This is a genomic window from Streptomyces sp. NPDC098781 (assembly GCF_044759995.1).
Lineage (GTDB): Bacteria > Actinomycetota > Actinomycetes > Streptomycetales > Streptomycetaceae > Streptomyces.
On sequence record NZ_JBIWAK010000012.1, the window covers coordinates 102753 to 122590 of the forward strand.

The following is a 19838-nucleotide window of genomic DNA, read 5'->3' on the forward strand; positions in this document are numbered from 1 at the left end:
GTGGGGTACTGCGAGACGAGCCTAACCGGCTCCGGGCATCAGACCAGCGGTCGACCGCCCCGTGGACAGAACCGAGAGTAAATTGTTTCCGAACGGAACAAAAACCTTCCCCAGACAGAGAAGAACCCCGCCCCGGTGCGTACGGGGGAAAACGCACCGAGGCGGGGAGTTCGCGGGGACGGGGGGTGGTCCTCACGACGCCCTCACTATGGGGTCCACGGATGTGAAGGCGCTGTGGTTCACCTGTCGGTCGCGTGCTGCCGCGGGCCGCCGGATGTCGCGGCCCGCCGCTGCCTCTTACTTCAGGTGCAGCTGCTGACCCGGGTAGATCAGGTTCGCGTCCTCGACGATGTCCTTGTTCAGCTGGAAGAGCTTCTCCCAGCCGCCCTTGACGTTCTTCTCCTCGGCGATCGAGCTGAGGGTGTCGCCCTTGACGACCTTGTACTCGCCGTCGCCCTTCTTGACCTTCTTGCCGGTCGGGGTGGTGACGGTCTTGGTGCTCTTCTTGGCGGCCGGGCGGTCGGTGGAGCGGGAGGCCGACTGCTGCTCGGAGGAGCGCGGGGTGGTCTCGGTGCTCTGCGAGGAGCCGCCGGCGGAGGAGCCGGAGTACGCGGCGCTGGACAGGCCGGTGCCGCAGTTCGGCCAGGCGCCCTTGCCCTGGGCCGCGAGGACCTTCTCGGCTATCTCGATCTGCTGGGACTTGGTGGCCTGGTCGGCGGTGGAGGCGTACTGGGTGCCGCCGTACGCGGCCCAGGTGGAGGCGGAGAACTGAAGACCGCCGTAGTAGCCGTTGCCGGTGTTGATCGACCAGTTGCCGCCGGACTCGCACTGGGCGACGGTGTCCCACTCGGAGGCGGTGGCGGCCGAGGCGTTGCCGGCCGCCATCAGCGGGGCGGCGACGGCGGCGGCACCGGTGACGCCGACGACGGCGATGGCGCGGGCGGCCTTGGACGGACGACGGTGCTTGCCCTTGCTGGAAAACAGCATGGAGAGATCCCCTCACCGACGCCTGCGAGGTGAGCTGTCGGGTTCGGGCCGGTTGAGTTGCCCGGCCGCGCACGTTCGCCTCTCGGCTCCCGCTGCGCGGCTTCACCCCGAGCCGGCTCCGGCCGTGCGGCCTCGAAAGGCCTCAACTGCCGGACCCGGCGCAAACCTTGGGTCCCCCGCTCCTGCCTACGGCGCTTGACGCGACGACTGTTCCCGTACGGCCGCCGGCAGGATTCGGCGTGACGGCGTAGGGGCTCGCTCTGGTGGCGAGCGATCACGACCGTAGACACTCGATTCGCGGAATTACAAAGACGATCAGGGCTTCTGAGATCTATCTCTCACTACTGTTAAAACGGACATTACACACCGAATCGGGGCGCGAACTGCCGCTGTTTTTCGCCCTGTTCGACCGTTATTCGACGGGGACGTCCAGCGTCTGACCGGCGAAGATGTCGTTCGCGTCGGCGCCGATGGCCTGCTTGTTCGCCTCATACAGCGCGCGCCACCCGCCGTCGAGGTCAAGGGAGTCGGCGATGGACGCGAGCGTGTCGCCCTGGCGGACGCTGTACGAGGCATGCCGGCCGGAGGACTTGGTGGCGCTGTCGGCGGTGTCGCTCTCGTCGGCGCTGGGGCCCCGATGACGCCCGGAACCGGCGCTCACGTCGTCGATCGACCCGGTGTCGACAAGACTCCAGGAGCCCGAGTCCTGGTCCGAGTTGCCCCGATTGCCCGCCTTTGGGGTCTCTATGGGGGAGCTGTCCGGCGACTGTGCGACCTTCGAGTCGGGCGAGTCCGACTTCGCGGAGCTGCCGGTCCCGGCGGACGAAGAGGGGGAGGACGAGGAGCTGTCGGGCGATTCGGACGAACCGTCGGGGGAGCCGCTGGGCGAGTTCGAGGAACCCCCGGAAGAGGCCGACGTACTCGGCGAGCTGGACTCATCGGACGAATCCGATGAACCGGACGAGTTGGATGAGCCGGACGATCCGGACGACGTCGAGGAATCGAGCAGCCCGGAGGATCCGGACACCGCGGAGGGAGAGTCCTCGCCCACGCCGGTGTCGAGGTCGACCGCGCCGGACTTCGGGGTGAGCCCGTTGAGTACCGCGCAGGTGCCCCAGGGGCTGGTCCCCCGGTCCGCCAGGACGTCCTGCGCCACCGCGATCTGCTGCGAGCGGCTGGCCAGGTCGGGGCTGTTGGCGTAGTCGAGACCGCCGTACTTCTCCCAGTCGTCCTGGGTCAGCTGGAGCCCGCCGTAGCGCCCGTTGCCGGTGTCGGCGCTCCAGGAGCCACCGCTCTCGCAGTCGGCCACCTTGTCCCACACATTGCCGTCGGCCGCGCTCGCGCCCGTGGCACCGAGGAGCGGGATGGCGATGGCGGAGCCGGTCACTCCGGCGGCGACGAGAAGAGCCGGAGCCTGACGAGGGCGACGGTGACGACCGTTCCCGGAGAGCATGCGGGTGCCTTTCACGAGACAGCAGTGACTGTGGCGCGTGAAACTGGGCGCCTTCGTTGATCCGTGAACGTATAGGCAGACGATCACTTGTCACAAGTTAATGCCGCGTAGATCACGTGAAGATCACAGAATTGGGCCCACGTCATGGTCGCGGCTGTGGACAGACTCACCCAAGGGGGGTGAACTCCACCGGAAGGGTGCGCAGGCCGCGCATGATCAGCCCGCCGCGCCACCTCAACTCCCCCGGTTCCACGGCGAGTCGGAGGTCCGGGAGTCGGGTGAGGAGCGTGGCCAGGGCGGTCTGGCCCTCCAGTCGGGCGAGCGGGGCGCCGAGGCAGTAGTGGATGCCGTGGCCGTAGCCGAGGTGCTGGTTGTCGCGGCGGCCTAGGTCCAGGACGTCCGGGTCGGCGAACCGCTCCGGGTCACGGTCGGCGGCGGCCAGGACGACGAGGACGGGGTCGCCGGGTGCGATGTCCTGCCCGCCGATGGTGAGCGGCTCGGTGGCGAAGCGCCAGGTGGCGAGCTCGACCGGGCCGTCGTAGCGCAGGAGTTCCTCGACGCCGGTTTCGAGCAGGTCGCTGTCGCGGTCGGCGAGGGAGGCCTGGAGGCGGGTGCGCTGCTCGGGGTGGGTGAGCAGGGCGTAGGTGCCGTTGCCGATGAGGTTGACGGTCGTCTCGAAGCCGGCGAACAGCAGGATGAAGGCCATGGCCGCGGCCTCGTTCTCGGTCAGGTGCTCACCGTGGTCGGAGGCGCGGATGAGGCCCGAGATGAGGTCCTCGCCGGGGTCGGGGGTGGCCGGAAGTGCCTCGCGCTTGCGGTGGATGAGGTCGGCCAGATAGCCGCGCATCTTCTTCACCGACCGCGCGACCCCGCCCCTCGGGCCGCCCTGGTGGCGGATCATCATGCCCGCCCAGTCCCGGAAGTCGTCCTGGTCCTCGCGGGGGACGCCGAGCAGGTCGCAGATGGCGTAGATGGGGAGCGGGAAGGCGAACTCGTGGATCAGGTCCGCGCTCCCCTTCGCCGCGAACTGGTCGATGAGCTGATCCGTGAGCTCCTGCACCCGAGGGGCGAACTCGGCGACCCTGCGGGGCGTGAAGGCCTTGGAGACCAGCCGGCGGAGCCTGGTGTGGTCCGGCGGGTCGATGTTGAGCAGATGGGTCATCAGCTCGGCCTTGCGCTCCCCGGGGATACCGGTCTTGCCCTTGGCGTGCGCGGGCTCGTCGTGGTGGGCCGGGTTCTTGGAGAGCCGGTGGTCGGCGAGCGCCTGCTTGGCGTCGACGTAGCGCGTGACCAACCAGGCCTCCACCCCACTGGGCAACCGCGTCCGATGCACGGGCGCGTGTTCCCGGAGCCAGGCGTAGGCAGGGTAGGGGTCGGTGGCGAACTCCCAGGTGAAGAGGTCGGGGGGTTCGGGGGTGGTGCCGGTGGGCTTGTCGGCGGGAGTGGGCTGGTTGGTCACTCCTTGACGGTATCCGCTGCCGGTGCGGGCCCTGTCTCCTGCTCCTGTCCGACCCCTGCTGCCTGCTCCGGTCCTGCTCCGCTCCCTCTCCATGGGGTCCCGTGGTCAAGGGGGCCCACTAAGAGGACACTCCCTCGGCGGCACGCACGGCGTCCCGGTAGGCCCGTGCCGCCACCCGCAGGGCGGCCTCGGGATCCACGCCGGATGCCTCCGCGCGGACCGCCATCGCGAGGAGGTCGTAGCCGAGGCCCTCCCCGGTCGGCAGCGGGACCTCCAGACCCGCCGTGCGGACCCGGGACGCCAGCTTGGCCGCGAGGGCGAGGCCCGGCTGGCCGAGGGGGACGCCGTCCGTCACCGACTCACGCTGCTTCTCCACCGCCTTGGTGCGCAGCCAGTGCTCCTTGACCTCCTCGGGGGTCGTCGCCGTCTCGTCGCCGAAGACATGGGGGTGGCGGTGGATCAGCTTGGTGACGATGCCGCCGGCCACGTCGTCGATGGAGAAGGGGGCGTCCGGATCCTCCTCCGCTATCCGGGCGTGGAAGACGACCTGGAGCAGAACGTCGCCCAGTTCCTCACGGAGCTCGTCGCGGTCGCCGTCCTCGATCGCCTCGACGAGTTCGTAAGCCTCCTCGATGCCGTACTTGGCCAGGCCCTTGTGGGTCTGCTGGGAGGACCACGGGCACTCGGCGCGAATGCGGTCCATGACCTGGACGAGGTCGAGGAGACGGGCGCCGGGCAGGTCGTAGGAGGCGGGGAGCAGTTCCAGGTCGGGCATCTGCACACGGCCGGTGCCGGCCAGGCGGGCGAGGCCGTCGGTGAGCGCGGGCTCGCCCTCGCCGGTCGCCACGACCACGACGGTGCGGCCGTCGGCGCACGCCTCGATCAGCTCCTGGGCGGTCGGGGCGGCCTCGGCGACCTCGATCCCGGCCTCCCGCAGATACGGCAGCTGCGGATGCGCGCCGTCCGCGCACAGCACACGGTCGGCGGAGTGCAGCGCCTGCCACGCCGGCCAGGACAGCAGACCGGGGGCGACACGGTGGCTGGTGGTGAGCAGGACGACGCGGCCGGGGGCGGCGGCTTCGGGACTGGTTGCGTTCACGATCCGAACGTAACCCAAGCGAGCGACATCCCCCGGAGTTGTCCACAGGCCGCCCGGAGTCCGGCGGACTCACATCGTCTGCCGGGTCGGACGGCACGTCGTCCGCGGACGTCACATCGTCTGCTGCGTCCCCGCCGCCGTCACCTCACGCACCCACGGCGTCTTCGCGTCGGCCCGGCTGCTCTTCTGGACGTCCCAGGTGCCGTAGCGCGGGTTGAGGTCGATGTCGAGCTTCTTGGACGCCGCGGCCAGGGCGTTCCAGAAGGCGGGCTCGCCGGTGTCGGTGCCGAGGCTGGTGGCGAGCTTCTGCGCCTCCAGCTGGAGACGGAGGTTCTCGTCGAGGCGCTGCGGGGGGATGCCGTACTGCTGGAGCCAGGCGGCCTCCAGCGCCTTGGCGCCACCGACCTGGTCCTCCAGCTCGCCGCGCATGCCCTGGATCTCCTTGCGGGTCACGCTCACGCCCGCGTCCTGAGCGGCCTCGTGCAGCACCTCGTCGAGGACCATGTTGTGCAGGACGTCACGTGGGAGGCTGCCGGACTTGGCGATGACCTGCGCGTACGCGGCCTCGTCCGGGACGGCCGCGCGCTGTGCCGCGCGGACCTCGCTCACCCTGTTCTCCAGCTGCGAGACGGTGATCCGCTGCCCGCCGACGACGGCCGCCGCACCGGGGTGCGTGTCGGATCCGCAGGCGGTGAGCAGAGGCGCCGCGACGATCGCGGCGGAGAGGAGGAGCGCGGTGCGACGGCGGCGGTGCAAGGAGACCTCCCGAGGAGAGTTTGTGCGACGGTGCACAAAGTCTTGCGGTGATCGATGGTAGGCAGTGGGCAAGCTCTGGCCAACCCATTCGACCAACGATTCACCAGGACTTCGGGCACCGCCGCGCACCGCCGAGCGGGGGTCGGCGTGCAATCGGCCGCTGATCTTTCGGCGTGGGCGATGAACTAGCCGCGCACCTGCCCCAGCCACTGCAACGTCCTGCGCACCTCCGCCGCGACCGGGTGCCCGGGGCCGTGCCGGCGCTCCACGTCGACCAGCAGACGGGCCAGTGTGTCGTGGGCGGCCGGCCGGTCGCCGAGGGCGAGCAGCAGGTGGCCGATGCGGCGGCGGACGTCGTGGGCGAGCTCGGGGTCGCCGGAGACGTACTGGTTCTCGTAGTACGGCAGCAGCGAGCGGTACTGGGCGAGCGCCGCCGCCGGGTCGCCGAGCTGTTCCAGGCACTGGGCCACGTCGAAGCGGAAACGCAGGGCCTGCGGGTCGGCCTGGCCGGCCTCGGCGGCGCGTTCGTCGGCGAGGCGGCGCAGTTCGGGCAGCGCGCGCCGGTACTGGCCGTCGTCCATGAGGGTGGCCGCGTACTGCTTGCGCAGGGTGCGCACGACCGGGGAGTGCTCGCCGTGCTGCTCGGCGGCGGTGGGCAGGATCGCGCCGAGGATGTCGACGGCCTGGGTGATACGGCCCTCGCCGAGGAGGCGCTTGACCTCGTCGACGGCCCGCGCGACATCGGTCTTCTCGACGTCCTGGGTGACGGGGGCGGCGGGCGCGGGCTGGGGCGCGGGGGTGCGGGCGCGGTCCGGCCAGGGGGCGTGCGGGCGCAGGAAGGGGCGGGTGGGGTCGCGGTGCTCTCCGGTGGGCGTGCCGCGCGCGGGCAGGAGCGGCGCGAGGTCCTCGTACACCTCCTGCGCGGAGGCGGGGCGGTGCTGCGGGTCCTTCGCGAGCAGACGCAGCACCAGCGCTTCCAGCGCCTCCGGGACCTCGGGGCGGAGCCGGCGCACGGGCTGCGGCGGCTCGTACAGGTGCCGGTGCAGCACGCCGAGCGCGGTCGAGCCCGAGAACGGCACGTCTCCGCTGAGGAGTTCGTGCAGCAGTACGCCGAGTGCGTACAGGTCGGTGTACGGGCCGACCGCGCCGCCCATCGCCTGCTCGGGGGCCATGTAGGCGGGTGAACCGATGGGGGTGCCGGTGTGGGTGAGGCGGGTGGTGTCGGCGTCCATGACGGAGGCGACGCCGAGGTCGAGGACGGTGACCGTGCCGTCCTGCTTGACCATGAGATTGCGCGGCTTGAGGTCGCGGTGGACGATCGGCACGGCGTGCACGGCGCTCAGCACGGCACACAGTTGCGCGGCGACCGCGACCGCCCACTGCCAGGGGTACTGCTCGCGCTCGGCGAGATGAGCGGCGAGGTCGACTCCGTCGACGTACTGCATGACGAGGAAGAGTTCCTCGCCCTCGCTGCCCGCGTCGTGCACGGTGACGAGCCCGGGGTGGTCGACCTGCGCGGTCACCCGGCACTCCCGCTCGAACCGGCGGCGCAGCTCGCCCGCCTCCTGCCCGGCCACCTTGTCGGGGCGCAGCAGCTTCACCGCCACGCGCCGGTCGAGCCGTTGGTCGTAGGCCGTCCAGACCTGCCCCATACCGCCCTGTCCGATGAGCGTGGACAGTTCATAGCGGCCGTCGACGACGCGTCCTGTCGCCACGGTCACCTGCCGCTCTCGCGGTTGCCGCTCTCGTCGGTGCCGCTCCCCTGGCTGCCGTCCGGCCGGCCGTCGTGCTTGCGCAGGTAGTCACTGAGCTCGTCGAGTTCGGCCCGCACCTGGTCGATCCGGGCGGGGGCGGGGCGCTGCGGGGGCGGCGGGACCGGCGTCCGGGGGATCGGCGTCTGCGACACGGGCGTCTGGGGTATCGGCGGCGACTGCGGCACCGTCGTGGCGGTGTACGGCGACTGCGGATAGCCGTAGGCCTGGGCCGGGGTCCGCTGCGTGTGGTAGCCGGTCAGGCGGAGCTGGTGGAAGTGGCGTATGTCCGCGGCGAGGTAGTAGGCGATCGAGGCCACGAGGCCGCCCAGAACGAGGGCGAGGCCCGTCCAGCCGCCCGCGGTGTGGATCTCGTCGCCCGGCTCGGACCCGATCATGTACAGGCCGAGGAGCTCCACCACGATCGACGCCGCGAACAGCCACCAGTCGAGCGCCCTGCGGGTCACGATGGCCAGGCGCAGCATCATCGTCCACATCAGCAGCCCGAAGCTGAGCACCGAGATCACGACGAAGATCACGCGCAGGAAGACCAGCCAACCGGTATGCGGCGCCTGGTTCACCGGCTGCGGATAGCCGTGGCCTTGCATGGTTGCTCCTGATGCCTGAAGTGGGCCTACGGAATCGACCGACCCTGCCCGGTACGGGGCAGACCCCGGTCGTGCGATTGTCGCCTTGAGCGTATAGGTCGACACCGACATGGGGTCACCGGTTGTACCGAACCGTTGTCGTGCTGATCACTTGGCAGTCGGCGCAGGTCGCACGGAGGCTCACCTTCCGCGTGGCTCAGAGCGGGTGCCGCATCCACACGTTGGGCTCGACGTACACCGCGTGGTCCCGCTCCGGCTCGCACCGCACCGGCACCAGCGCGCCGGGCACCTCGATCTCGCCCAGGGCGTCGAAGGGCAGGCCGGTCCAGCCGCGCCACTGCTCCAGCGAACCGGCGACCGTCATCGAGGCCGGTGCGATGGAGTCGATGGTGGCCCCGGCGCGGGCGTGCACCCGAAGCCACGGGTCGTGGGGCAGGCCGTCGGGGCGTACCCGGTGGGCGTACTCCTCCATGGGGGTGTGCGGTTCGAGGTGTTTGGCGTTGGGGCGGACGGGCGCGACGACCTCTCGGAAGCCGTGGGCGCGGGCGTTGTCGCGCATGGCGGAGAGCATCCGGGCGGACAGGCCGCCGCCCAGGGCGTGCGGGGCGATGACGACGGATATCGCGCTGACCGTGTCGGGGCGCACATCGGCGCGCAGGTCGGCGAAGGCCCACACCAGCACCTCGTCCCAGCCCCGGGCGGGCAGCCGGCCGCGTCCTTCGGCCTGGAGGGCGAACGGAACGCTGAAGGCGTGGGCGACCACCTCTCCCCGCTCGTCCTGCGCGAACAGCGCGTACTGCGGGAACTCGCGCGGGATCCGGCCGTAGTGGGCGTTGCCCACGGGATCCTGGACGACGAACTCCGGCCAGCTGTCCGGCATTTCCAGGACCCGCTCCAGCATCTCCGGACGTTCGGCGAGGCTCGCCACCTTCAGTTCCATGCCGGAAACCGTAAGCTCGCGACGCCCGCGCCGGAAAGCCGTTTTCGGCGCACGGCCCGGCCGGCGGCCGTGCGGCGGGATCTCCGCTCAGGCCGGGCACTGGCGCAGCATCATGTCCTTGTCGGCCGTGGTCACGGGCAGTTCGTACTTGAGCGACACCTGGGCGAAGCGCACCGCGTAGGAGCAGCGGATCCGCTTGTTCGGGGGCAGCCAGGACGCGGGACCGGAGTCGCCCTTGGAGCCGTTGGTCGGGCCGTCCACCGGGATGAGGTTGAGGGGGTCGTTGGCGATGTCCTGGCGTTTGCCCTCCGGCCAGCGGGAGGCGCCCATCTGCCAGTCGTACGACAGCGGCATCACGTGGTCGATCTGCACGCTCGTGGCACGGGACTTGGCCCACTCGATGGTCCGGCCGGTGTAGGGGTCGTCCAGGGTCATGGCCATCACGACGCAGTCGGAGCCGGAGCGGAAGCGGACGTCCTCGCCGTCGCGCTTGAGGAGGTCGTTGCGGGTGTCGCAGCCGTTGCGGGCGAACGGGATGCCGCCCGGGGCCGAGTCCATCCACGCGTAGCCGAACTCGTCCCGGTCGTAGCCCGTCTTGGGGCCGCGGCCCTTCGTGGCCACCTTCTCGATGAGGGCCCGCGCCTCGGCCCGGTCGGCGTCCGAGGTGAGGGGCGCGAGGCCCGGTTTCGTGCCGTCCGGATTGTCCAGCGGACTCACCGCGCGACCGGAGCCGGCCGCCGGGGCGGAGCCCGAGGGCGCGTCGTCCACCGACAGATCGACGTTGTCGCAGCCCGCCAGTACCAGCACCATGCCGAGCATCGCCGCGGCGCTCGCCGCCCCGCCCCTCAGACGCATCACGATGCGCCCCTCCCCTGCTGCCCGTTCCGCCCCGCATCGGCGGTCTTCCCCGCCGCACCGTCGCGCACACGGTAGCGGCCCGGCGCACAGCGGCATTCGGGAGGTCCAGACCACCCGACGGGCAATCGCGCATACTTCGCAACCCGGGCGTATCGTCGGTGGTGAATCACCTCCGGAAGGAGCTCTTGGATGGGCATCTTCGACAGGTTCAAGAACCGCCAGGCGCAGCAGAAGGCGCAGGACATGTCCGACGCCGCCGAGCGGCAGGTCAACGAGCGCACGGGCAACAAGTACGAGAGCCAGGTCGACCAGGCGCAGCAGCGGATGGAGCGCCAGGCCGGCATGGACCGGGACAAGCCCGAGCAGCAGTAGGCGCGTCTCGACGCCCCGCCGCCCGCAGACCGTCACAGCCCGGCCTTCACCGGACCGTCTGGGGAAACAGAGGCCGTCCGCGGAGTTGCACTCCCGCGGGCGGCTTCGCGCTGCCCGGCGCCCACCTCGGCCCTGCGGACCGGATCAGCGGCGGACCTTGACCTCAACTCGACTTGAGGTACGAGGGTGATCCGCATGACCACCGAAACCGCAGCACCCGAGCCCGTCGCCGACGTGGACACGGCTACGGGCACGAGCACGAGTACGGACGCGGACCTCAAGGCCATCGCCGAGGTCGTCGCGACCGTCGAACGCACCCAGCGCGCCAAGGACCCCGACGGGTTCCTCGCCCTCTTCCACCCCGAAGCCCTGTGGACCACCGGCCACGGCAAGGTCCTCGTCGGCCTCGACGCCATCGCCGAGTTCACCCGGGCCGTGCTGCCCGCGGCGACCTGGGACGGCGAGGTCACCTACGAGGTGGCGCACACCCGGTTCCTGCGGCCCGGCGTCGCCGCCGTCAAGGTCCGGCAGGTGTACCACTCGTCGCAGGGCGACACGGAGGGCGCCCCGCTGTACGTCATGACCCGGCAGGACGACGGCCGGTGGCTGCTGCACGCCTGCCAGAACACCGAGGTGCGCACCGACGTGTGACCGCGGGGCTCACGACCCCAGGACCGACGCCAGGAACTCCCCGACCCATCCGAGCAACTCCCGCCCGACCAGCGGCTTCCCGCCCACCTTCGCGGTCTTCGGGCGGGGCACCAGCACCTGGTGCACGGCCGGCTTGATGACGGTGCCCGGGTACAAGCGCTTGAGCCGCAGCTCCTGGGACTCCCGCAACTCCACCGGCGCGAAGCGGATGTTGTTGCCCTGGAGGACGATCTCGCCGACGCCGCACGCGCGGGCCAGCATCCGCAGGCCGGCCACCAGCAGCAGGTTCTCGACCGGCTCGGGCAACTTGCCGTAGCGGTCGACGAGTTCCTCGCGTACGGCCTTGACGTCCTCCTCCGTGTTGGCGGAGGCGATGGCCCGGTAGGCCTGCAACCTGAGCCGCTCGCCGGGGGCGTAGTCGTGCGGGACGTGGGCGTCGACCGGGAGCTCGATCTTGACCTCCAGCGGCGGTTCCTCCTCCACCCCGCCCTCCAGCGAGGCGCGGTAGTCCGCGACCGCCTCGCCGACCATACGGACGTACAGGTCGAAGCCGACGCCCGCGATATGGCCGGACTGCTCGCCGCCGAGCAGGTTGCCGGCGCCCCGGATCTCCAGGTCCTTCATGGCGACGTACATTCCGGCGCCCATCTCGGTGTGCTGGGCGATGGTGGCGAGACGCTCGTGGGCGGTCTCGGTGAGCGGCTTCTCCGGCGGGTACAGGAAGTACGCGTAGCCGCGCTCGCGCCCACGCCCGACCCGGCCGCGCAGCTGGTGCAGCTGGGAGAGGCCGAAGTTGTCGCCGCGCTCGACGATGAGGGTGTTGGCGTTGGAGATGTCGATGCCGGACTCGACGATCGTCGTGGAGACGAGCACATCGAACTTCTTCTCCCAGAAGTCGACCACCACCTGTTCCAGCGCCGTCTCCGACATCTGGCCGTGCGCCGTCGCGATGCGCGCCTCAGGGACGATCTCGCGCAGGCGCGCGGCCGCGCGGTCGATGGACTCGACCCGGTTGTGGATGTAGAAGACCTGGCCCTCGCGCAGCAGTTCGCGGCGGATCGCGGCGCCGATCTGCTTCTCCTCGTAGGGGCCGACGAAGGTCAGGACCGGGTGGCGCTCCTCGGGCGGGGTGGTGATCGTGGACATCTCGCGGATGCCGGTGACCGCCATCTCCAGGGTTCTGGGGATGGGGGTCGCGGACATCGTCAGGACGTCGACGTTCGCGCGCAGCTTCTTCAGCTGCTCCTTGTGCTCGACGCCGAAGCGCTGCTCCTCGTCGACGATGACCAGGCCCAGGTCCTTGAACTTGGTCTCGGACGAGAACAGCCGGTGGGTGCCGATGACGATGTCCACCGCGCCCTCGCGCAGCCCCTCCAGGACCGCTTTCGCCTCGGTGTCGGTCTGGAAGCGGGACAGGGCGCGCACATTGACCGGGAACTGTGAGTACCGCTCGGAGAACGTCCCGAAGTGCTGCTGCACCAGCAGCGTGGTGGGGACGAGTACGGCCACCTGCTTGCCGTCCTGCACCGCCTTGAAGGCGGCCCGCACCGCGATCTCCGTCTTGCCGTAGCCGACGTCGCCGCAGATCAGGCGGTCCATCGGGACCGACTTCTCCATGTCCTCCTTGACCTCGGCGATGGTCGTCAGCTGGTCCGGCGTCTCCGCGTACGGGAAGGCGTCCTCCAGTTCGCGCTGCCAGGGGGTGTCCGAGCCGAACGCGTGACCCGGGGCCGCCATACGCGCGCTGTACAGCTTGATGAGATCGGCGGCGATCTCCTTGACCGCCTTCTTGGCCCGCGCCTTGGTCTTCGTCCAGTCGGCGCCGCCCAGGCGGTGCAGCGTGGGCGCCTCGCCACCGACGTACTTGGTGATCTGCTCCAGCTGGTCGGTGGGGATGTACAGCCGGTCGCCGGGCTGGCCGCGCTTGGCGGGGGCGTACTCGACGACCAGGTACTCGCGGGTCGCGCCCTGCACGGTGCGCTGCACCATCTCGATGTACCGGCCGACGCCGTGCTGCTCGTGGACGATGTAGTCGCCCGCCTCCAGGGTGAGCGGGTCGATGGTCTTGCGGCGCCGGGCCGGCATCCGGGCGCCGTCCTTGCCGGCCGCCTTCTGGCCGGACAGGTCGGTCTCGGTGAGGACGGCCAGCTTGAGCGCCGGGTCCACGAAGCCGTAGTCGATCGAGCCGCAGGAGACGTGGACGACGGACGGGGCGATCTCCCCCAGGTCGGCCTCCAGGCGCGCGGCTACTCCCTCGCCGCCGAGCACCTCGACCGTGCGGGCCGCCGGGCCGTGGCCCTCGGTCACGAAGACCGTGCGCCAGCCGTCGGCGAGCCAGCCCTTGGTGTCGGCGAGGGCCTTGGCGGTGTCGCCGCGGTAGGACTCGGGGGCGTGCATGCCGAGCTTGAGGGTGTCCGCGTCGAGTGTCTCGTCGGCCGCGAAGGGCGACACCGACCACCACATCATGTCCAGCCGGCGCGCGCGGTCGCGGACGTCCGCGATGGACCACAGGGAGGCCGCGCCGACGTCGATGGGCGCCTCGCCGCCGCCGGCCGTGGCGGCCCAGGACGCCTGGAGGAACTCCTGTGAGGTGGCGACGAGGTCGGCGGCACGCGTGCGTACCCGCTCCGGGTCGCAGACGACCGCCATGGCGCCCTTGGGCAGGACGTCGAGCAGCAGCTCCATGTCGTCGACGAGGACCGGCGCCAGGGACTCCATGCCCTCGACCGCGATGCCCTCGGCGATCTTGCCGAGCAGTTCACCGAGCTCGGGGTGCTCCTCGGCGAGGGCCCGCGCGCGTGCGCGCACGTCGTCGGTGAGCAGCAGTTCCCGGCAGGGCGGGGCCCACAGGCCGTGCTCGGCGACTTCGAGGGAGCGCTGGTCGGCGACCTTGAAGTAGCGGATCTCCTCGACGTCGTCGCCCCAGAACTCGATGCGCAGGGGGTGTTCCTCGGTGGGCGGGAAGACGTCCAGGATGCCGCCACGCACGGCGAACTCGCCGCGCTTCTCGACGAGCTCCACGCGCGCGTAGGCGGCGGCGCCGAGGGCGTCCACGATGGCGTTGAGGTCGGCGGTCCGGCCGGTCCGCAGGGCGACCGGTTCGAGGTCGCCGAGGCCCTTGACCTGCGGCTGGAGGACGGAGCGCACGGGGGCCACGACGACGGAGACCGGGCCGGTCTCGGGGTCGTCGTCGCTGGGGTGGGCGAGGCGGCGGAGCACGGCCAGGCGGCGGCCGACGGTGTCGCTGCGGGGGCTGAGGCGCTCGTGCGGGAGGGTCTCCCAGGACGGGTACTCCACGACACCCTGGGAGGGCAGCAGGGAGCGCAGGGCCGCGGCCAGGTCCTCGGCCTCGCGGCCGGTCGCCGTCACCGCGAGCAGCGGGCGGTCGGTCTCGCGCGCCAGGGCGGCGATCGCGAACGGGCGCGCCGCCGGGGGGCCGACCAGGTCGACGTGCATGCGGTTGCCGTCGGCGGCCGCCGTGATCGCTTCCGCGAGGGCGGTGTCCTTGACTACGGCGTCGAGCAGACCGTGCAGGCTCATTCGGGGGCGCTTCCGTCCGGGGTGGGCAACACGAAGGGCCCGACGCGCTGGGCGGCCGGGGGTTTCCAGCGTACGTCGCTGCGCGGGCCTGTGCCGTGGGCTGTGGATAACGTCCGTTCTCCGGTGTTCCGGGTCGCACGGCCCGAAAGACGCCCGCCCCCGCCGACGCGCCCGACTCGCACGGGTGGCCGAATTCCCGAGTCCCGTACCGCGTAGGGTCCCCTCATGCCCACCCCCGCCGCGTCCACCCCGACGGACACCTCTCCGGACCCCCACATACCGGCGCCCACCCGGAGCGAGCCGGGCCCCGGCCGTCCCGGACCGGCCCGGCGGGACCCCTGGCTGCTCGCCGCCGCGCTGTTCGTGGGCTACGCGATCGTCTCCGTGGGCCGGTACCGGCATCTGGGCCAGCGTTCCTGGGACCTCGGCATCTTCGAGCAGGTCATCCGGTCGTACGCGCACCTTCAGGCGCCGATCGCCGATCTGAAGGGGCCCGGGTTCAACATCCTCGGTGATCACTTCAGTCCGGTGACGGTCCTGCTCGCGCCCCTCTACCGGGTCTTCCCCTCACCGGTCACCCTGCTCGTCGCGCAGGCCGCGCTCTTCGCCCTGTCCGCGGTCCCCGTCACGCGCGCCGCGGCCCGGCTGCTCGGGCGGCGGCGCGGGCTGGCGATCGGTGTCGCGTACGGCTTGTCGTGGGGCCTTCAGCAGGCCGTCGACTTCGACTTCCACGAGATCTGCTTCGCCGTGCCGCTGATCGCCTTCTCCCTGGAGGCGCTGCTGGCGCGGCGGTGGCGGGCCGCGCTGCTGTGGGCCGTTCCACTCGTCCTGGTGAAGGAGGACCTGGGGTTCACCCTCACCGCCCTCGCCCTGGTCGTCGCCTGGCGGGCCCGCCCGCACTCCACGCGCGCGTACCGGTACGCCCTCGGCGTCGCCGTCCTCGGGGTGGTGGCCCTCGCGGTGACGCTCCTGGTGGTGATACCGGGCTTCAACTCCGCGGGCACCTACGACTACTGGAACAAGGTGAACGAGTCGGGCGGCGCCGGGCCCCTCGACGGCCTCGACACCAAGCTGCGGACGCTCGCCTGGCTCCTGATACCCACGACCGGACTGCTCGCCCTCAGGTCCCCGATCCTGCTTCTCGCCCTGCCCACGATCGGCTGGCGTTTCGTGTCGTCCTATCCGCAGTACTGGGGGACGGACTGGCACTACAACGCCGTCCTGATGCCGGTCGTCACCCTCGCCCTCGTCGACGCCCTCGCCCTCACCGGGAACAGCACGCGCGCGTGGCTGCGGTCGTACGTACGGCATCTGCCCGCCGCCGTGGCGGCCGCCTCGCTGGCGCTGACCACCTCGCTGCCGCTGTCCGCGCTGGCCGAGAGCGAGATCTACCGCAAGCCCGCGCGCGTGAGCGCGATAGAGCGCCTTCTCGCCGAGGTACCCGACGGTGCCTCCGTCGAGGCGAACATCGCGCCGATCAGCCGGCTCACCTCCCGCTGCCGGGTCTTCTGGGTCAGCAACACCCAGGGCGTCGAACCCGACTTCATCGCCCTGGACAACTCCCGCAAGCGCTATCGCGACGTCGAGGCCTACGCCCGGACCCTGCACCCGGACGCCCGGTACACCACGAAGGGCACCGCCTACGGAGTCGTACTCCTGGAGCGGCGGACCACCGGCTGAACACCGGCCCCCCGACACAGCCGGGCCCGGTCCGGAAGGTGGCAGTGCCTTCCGGACCGGGCCCGTCCCCCGCAACCCCCGTATGCGGTGGCTATTCGGTGGCGATCGCGTTCAGTACGTTCATCCGGCCCGCCCGGAACGCCGGGATCAGTGCCGCGAACAGTCCCACGAACGCCGAGCCGATGAAGACCCCGATGATCGTCGGCCAGGGGATCTCCAGGACGTTCAGGCCCTCCAGGGCGAGCAGCTTCTGGGCCGTCGCGCCCCAGCCCATGCCCAGGCCGAGGCCCAGCAGGGCACCGAACAGGGCGATCACGACCGACTCCATGCGGATCATGCGGCGCAGCTGCCGGCGGGACAGGCCGATCGCCCGCATCAGGCCGATCTCCCGCGTGCGCTCCACCACCGACAGGGCCAGGGTGTTCACGACGCCCAGGACCGCGACGATGATCGCCAGGGCGAGCAGGCCGTAGACCATGTTCAGCAACTGGCCGACCTGGTCCTTGAGCTGCTCCTTGAAGTCGGTCTGGTCGCGCACCTGGTACTGCGGGTACGGCTCCAGTGACTTCTTCAGCGCGGCGTACGCCTGGTCCTGCTTGCCCTCCTCGGCCTTGGCGAACATGATCTCGTTCGGCGGGATCCGGTCCGCGGGGACGTACTTCCGCATCGTCTCGATGCTGGTGTAGCGCGCCCCCTGGTCGATGGAGGTGTCGTCGTCGGTGATGGCGGCGACCTTCAGCTTCGCCGTCTCGCCGCCCTTGAAGGCGACCGTGATGGTGTCGCCGACGCGGACGCCGTGCTTCTTGGCGTAGTCGGAGCCGACCGACATGGCGTCCTTGCCGTACGCGGCCGACAGGGTGCCCGCCGTGGTGGTGCGGCGCAGGTCCTCGGCGTACGTCGGGTCGGCGGCGGTGAGATCGGAGTCGTCGGTCTTGCCGTCCGGGGTGGTCAGCTCGGCCTCCAGCATCTTGTAACTGGTGACGTGGGCCAGGCCCGGGGTCCGCTCCATCGCCTTCTCGGCCTGCGGCACGATCCGCTGGTTGCCCTGGACGATGAAGTCCGCGCCGACCGACCTGTCGAGCTCGCTGGTGGCCGAGGCGACCATGGAGGAGCCGACCACCGACAGACACGCGACCAGCGCGAGGCCGATCATCAGGGCCGCGCCGGTGGCGCCGGTACGGCGCGGGTTGCGCAGCGCGTTGCGCTCGGCCATGCGGCCGACGGGGCCGAAGGCCCGCAGCAGCACCGCGCTGATCACCCGGACGACCGCGCCCGCCAGCAGCGGACCGATCACGACGAAGCCGATGAGCGACAGCACCACGCCCGCGCCCAGCATCAGCGCGCCGTCGCTCGCCTTGTCGGCGGTGGCGGCCGTGTACAGGGCGAAGGCACCGGCGCCGGTGAGCGCCACGCCGATCAGGCCCCGGATCCAGCCCGCCTTGACGTCGGCCGGAGTACCGGCGTCGCGCAGGGCGGCCATCGGCGAGACCTTGCCGGCCCGGCGGGCGGGCAGGTAGGCGGCGAGGACGGTGACGACGACGCCGAGCACCACACCGGCGATCGGCGTGCTGATCTTCACGGTGAGGTCGTCGGTGGAGAGGTTCATGCCGGCCATCGACATGAGCTTCATCAGGCCGACGGCGATGCCGACACCGGCGCCGACGCCGAGGACGGAGCCGACGATCCCGAGGAGCAGTGCCTCGACCAGCACGGAACGGTTGACCTGCCGGCGGGACGAACCGATCGCCCGCATCAGGCCGATCTCGCGGGTCCGCTGGGCGACCAGCATCGAGAAGGTGTTGATGATCAGGAAGATGCCGACGAGGAAGGCGATTCCGGCGAAGCCGAGCATGGCGTACTTGATGACGTCCATGAACTCGCCGACGCCCTCGCGGTTCTCGTCCGCGGTCTCCTGCTGGGTCTGGACCTTGTACGTGCCGTCCAGGGCCCGCGTCACGTTCTGCTTGAGCTGGGCGTCGGTGACGCCCGCCGCGGCGGTGAGGTTGAACTGGGTGAACCGGCCGGTGGCGCCCAGCAGTTCGCGCTGTGCGGTGGCCGTGTCGAAGTAGACGATCGCGGCACCGGGGTTGGTCACCTTGAAGGTGGCGATGCCGACGATCTTCGCCGTGAAGTCACCGGTCTGCGCGATGGTGCGCAGTTCGTCGCCCACCTTCAGGTCGTGCTTGTCGGCGGTGTCGGCGTCGACCATCACCTCGGTCGGCCCGCGCGGGGCGTGTCCGGAGGTGATCTCCATGGACCTGAGGTCGTTCCTGGTCCAGTTGCCGGCGATGGTGGGCGCCCCGTTCGACGACCCCATGTTCTTGTTGTCGCTGTCGACGACGGTCACGTTCATCGAACTGACCGCGCCCTCGGCGGACTTGACGCCGTCGGCCTTGTCCACCTGCGTGAGCAGCGAGGCGGGCAGCGACTCGGGCACACCGTTCTGCGGGGCCTCGTCGGTCTTGGTGTCCTTGGGGGAGACCGTCACGTCGGAGGACGTGGTCGCGAAGAGCTTGTCGAACGTCGTGTTCATGGTGTCGGTGAACACGAGCGTGCCGCACACGAAGGCCACCGACAGCAGCACCGCCACCGCCGACAGCGCCATGCGCCCCTTGTGCGCGAAGAAGTTGCGCAGGGAGGTCCTCAGGACGGTCATGACGTACGCCCCCGGGCGTCGAAGTCCTTCATGCGGTCGAGGACCGCGTCGGCGGTGGGCTTGTACATCTCGTCGACGATCCGGCCGTCGGCGAGGTACAGCACACGGTCGGCGTAGGAGGCGGCGACGGGGTCGTGGGTGACCATCACGATGGTCTGACCCAGCTCGTCGACCGACCTGCGCAGGAAGCCCAGCACCTCGGCGCCCGCGCGCGAGTCGAGGTTTCCGGTCGGCTCGTCACCGAAGATGATCTCCGGCCGCGCGGCCAGGGCGCGGGCGACGGCGACGCGCTGCTGCTGGCCGCCCGAGAGCTGGGTCGGCCGGTGCTTGAGCCGGTCGGAAAGCCCGACGGTGTCGACCACGCGCGCGAGCCACTGCTTGTCGGGCTTGCGGCCCGCTATGTCCATGGGCAGCGTGATGTTCTCGATGGCGTTGAGCGTCGGCAGCAGGTTGAACGCCTGGAAGATGAAGCCGATACGGTCCCGGCGCAGCTGCGTGAGCTTCTTGTCCTTCAGCCCGGTGATCTCCGTGTCGTCCAGGTGGATCTGGCCGCTGGTGACGGTGTCGAGGCCGGCGAGGCAGTGCATCAAGGTGGACTTGCCGGACCCCGAGGGACCCATGATCGCGGTGAACTGTCCCCGCGCGATGTCCACGTCCACATGGTCCAGGGCGACGACCCGGGTCTCCCCCGACCCGTATGCCTTGACGACCTGCCGCGCCCGCGCGGCAACGGCCGTACGCCCTCCAGTACCCCCGTGCCTGGGAATGGTCACAGCCGATGTCACGGTATGTCTCCTAAGTCGGTCAGCAGATCGGTCACGAGGACCGCTACGACGGTCAGTCTGGTGGCGGGAGGGGGTCCGGCGCGCTGGTGCCGGACCCCGTCTTGTACGGGGGAAAACCCCACCCCCGCCGGTTCGGAAAACCGCCCCCCAGCGGCGTAAAGCCAGGTTAAGGACGGAACCCCCGCCCTCTCGTCCTCCGGCGGTACCAACCCTCCCCGAGACGTTGTACGGAGGTCCCCCTAG

15 protein-coding genes and 1 riboswitch are annotated in these 19838 nt (G+C 70.7%); of the genes, 3 read left to right on the forward strand and 12 right to left on the reverse strand.

Annotated features, from left to right (window positions below; translation table 11 throughout):
- Positions 1 to 297: 297 nt before the first annotated feature.
- The 9 genes from ACIQWG_RS37240 to ACIQWG_RS37280 all read right to left on the reverse strand — a co-directional run bounded on the left by ACIQWG_RS37240 (position 298) and on the right by ACIQWG_RS37280 (position 9908).
- Positions 298 to 987, reverse strand: coding sequence for a transglycosylase family protein (locus ACIQWG_RS37240; RefSeq protein WP_404104399.1), 690 nt, complete (start codon positions 985 to 987; stop codon positions 298 to 300).
- Positions 988 to 991: 4 nt separating this feature from the next.
- Positions 992 to 1191, reverse strand: a riboswitch (cyclic di-AMP (ydaO/yuaA leader).
- A gap of 208 nt (positions 1192 to 1399) precedes the next feature.
- Complete coding sequence (locus ACIQWG_RS37245; RefSeq protein WP_404104401.1) at positions 1400 to 2440, reverse strand: transglycosylase family protein; 1041 nt, start codon at positions 2438 to 2440, stop codon at positions 1400 to 1402.
- A gap of 166 nt (positions 2441 to 2606) precedes the next feature.
- A complete protein-coding gene (locus ACIQWG_RS37250; RefSeq protein ID WP_404104403.1) occupies positions 2607 to 3899 on the reverse strand; it encodes a cytochrome P450 in 1293 nt (430 codons plus the stop codon).
- Positions 3900 to 4017: 118 nt separating this feature from the next.
- Positions 4018 to 4998: a nucleoside triphosphate pyrophosphohydrolase gene (locus ACIQWG_RS37255; protein WP_404104405.1), complete on the reverse strand. Its 981-nt coding sequence runs from the start codon at positions 4996 to 4998 to the stop codon at positions 4018 to 4020.
- Positions 4999 to 5109: 111 nt separating this feature from the next.
- Positions 5110 to 5754: a SurA N-terminal domain-containing protein gene (locus ACIQWG_RS37260; RefSeq protein ID WP_404104407.1), complete on the reverse strand. Its 645-nt coding sequence runs from the start codon at positions 5752 to 5754 to the stop codon at positions 5110 to 5112.
- A 185-nt stretch (positions 5755 to 5939) separates the two neighbouring features.
- A complete protein-coding gene (locus ACIQWG_RS37265) occupies positions 5940 to 7433 on the reverse strand; it encodes a protein kinase (RefSeq protein WP_404104650.1) in 1494 nt (497 codons plus the stop codon).
- 38 nt (positions 7434 to 7471) lie between these two features.
- A complete protein-coding gene (locus ACIQWG_RS37270) occupies positions 7472 to 8113 on the reverse strand; it encodes a hypothetical protein (RefSeq protein ID WP_404104410.1) in 642 nt (213 codons plus the stop codon).
- Positions 8114 to 8309: 196 nt separating this feature from the next.
- Positions 8310 to 9053 (reverse strand): N-acetyltransferase, encoded by a 744-nt coding sequence (locus ACIQWG_RS37275; protein WP_404104412.1) that lies wholly within the window; start codon positions 9051 to 9053, stop codon positions 8310 to 8312.
- Positions 9054 to 9140: 87 nt separating this feature from the next.
- Positions 9141 to 9908 carry an HNH endonuclease family protein gene (locus ACIQWG_RS37280; RefSeq protein ID WP_404104653.1) on the reverse strand — a complete coding sequence of 256 codons (768 nt, stop codon included), beginning with the start codon at positions 9906 to 9908 and terminating at the stop codon, positions 9141 to 9143.
- A 192-nt stretch (positions 9909 to 10100) separates the two neighbouring features.
- Here ACIQWG_RS37280 and ACIQWG_RS37285 point away from each other — a divergent pair, with 192 nt between their 5' ends.
- Both ACIQWG_RS37285 and ACIQWG_RS37290 read left to right on the forward strand, forming a co-directional pair.
- Positions 10101 to 10283: an antitoxin gene (locus tag ACIQWG_RS37285; protein WP_404104415.1), complete on the forward strand. Its 183-nt coding sequence runs from the start codon at positions 10101 to 10103 to the stop codon at positions 10281 to 10283.
- A 195-nt stretch (positions 10284 to 10478) separates the two neighbouring features.
- Positions 10479 to 10934, forward strand: coding sequence for an SgcJ/EcaC family oxidoreductase (locus ACIQWG_RS37290; protein WP_404104417.1), 456 nt, complete (start codon positions 10479 to 10481; stop codon positions 10932 to 10934).
- 9 nt (positions 10935 to 10943) lie between these two features.
- On the opposite strand, the gene mfd is transcribed toward ACIQWG_RS37290, so the two are convergent.
- On the reverse strand, positions 10944 to 14474 hold the full coding sequence (mfd, locus tag ACIQWG_RS37295) for a transcription-repair coupling factor (protein ID WP_404104420.1): 3531 nt from the start codon (positions 14472 to 14474) through the stop codon (positions 10944 to 10946).
- Positions 14475 to 14699: 225 nt separating this feature from the next.
- On the opposite strand from mfd, the gene ACIQWG_RS37300 reads away from it, so the two are divergent.
- Positions 14700 to 16154, forward strand: coding sequence for a DUF2079 domain-containing protein (locus tag ACIQWG_RS37300; protein WP_404104423.1), 1455 nt, complete (start codon positions 14700 to 14702; stop codon positions 16152 to 16154).
- 91 nt (positions 16155 to 16245) lie between these two features.
- On the opposite strand, the gene ACIQWG_RS37305 is transcribed toward ACIQWG_RS37300, so the two are convergent.
- Both ACIQWG_RS37305 and ACIQWG_RS37310 read right to left on the reverse strand, forming a co-directional pair.
- On the reverse strand, positions 16246 to 18810 hold the full coding sequence (locus ACIQWG_RS37305) for an ABC transporter permease (protein WP_404104426.1): 2565 nt from the start codon (positions 18808 to 18810) through the stop codon (positions 16246 to 16248).
- Positions 18807 to 19595 carry an ABC transporter ATP-binding protein gene (locus ACIQWG_RS37310; RefSeq protein WP_404104428.1) on the reverse strand — a complete coding sequence of 263 codons (789 nt, stop codon included), beginning with the start codon at positions 19593 to 19595 and terminating at the stop codon, positions 18807 to 18809. The genes ACIQWG_RS37305 and ACIQWG_RS37310 overlap by 4 nt, the downstream gene beginning before the upstream one ends.
- Between the last annotated feature and the right edge of the window lie 243 nt (positions 19596 to 19838).

Excerpts from the sequence above, each read along its gene's own strand:
- ACIQWG_RS37240 (WP_404104399.1), bottom strand. The coding sequence starts at position 987 with ATGCTGTTTTCCAGCAAGGGCAAGCACCGTCGTCCGTCCAAGGCCGCC.
- ACIQWG_RS37245 (WP_404104401.1), bottom strand. The coding sequence starts at position 2,440 with ATGCTCTCCGGGAACGGTCGTCACCGTCGCCCTCGTCAGGCTCCGGCT.
- ACIQWG_RS37270 (WP_404104410.1), bottom strand. The coding sequence starts at position 8,113 with ATGCAAGGCCACGGCTATCCGCAGCCGGTGAACCAGGCGCCGCATACC.
- ACIQWG_RS37275 (WP_404104412.1), bottom strand. The coding sequence starts at position 9,053 with ATGGAACTGAAGGTGGCGAGCCTCGCCGAACGTCCGGAGATGCTGGAG.
- ACIQWG_RS37280 (WP_404104653.1), bottom strand. The coding sequence starts at position 9,908 with ATGCGTCTGAGGGGCGGGGCGGCGAGCGCCGCGGCGATGCTCGGCATG.
- ACIQWG_RS37285 (WP_404104415.1), top strand. The coding sequence starts at position 10,101 with ATGGGCATCTTCGACAGGTTCAAGAACCGCCAGGCGCAGCAGAAGGCG.
- ACIQWG_RS37290 (WP_404104417.1), top strand. The coding sequence starts at position 10,479 with ATGACCACCGAAACCGCAGCACCCGAGCCCGTCGCCGACGTGGACACG.
- mfd (WP_404104420.1), bottom strand. The coding sequence starts at position 14,474 with ATGAGCCTGCACGGTCTGCTCGACGCCGTAGTCAAGGACACCGCCCTC.
- ACIQWG_RS37300 (WP_404104423.1), top strand. The coding sequence starts at position 14,700 with ATGCCCACCCCCGCCGCGTCCACCCCGACGGACACCTCTCCGGACCCC.
- ACIQWG_RS37305 (WP_404104426.1), bottom strand. The coding sequence starts at position 18,810 with ATGACCGTCCTGAGGACCTCCCTGCGCAACTTCTTCGCGCACAAGGGG.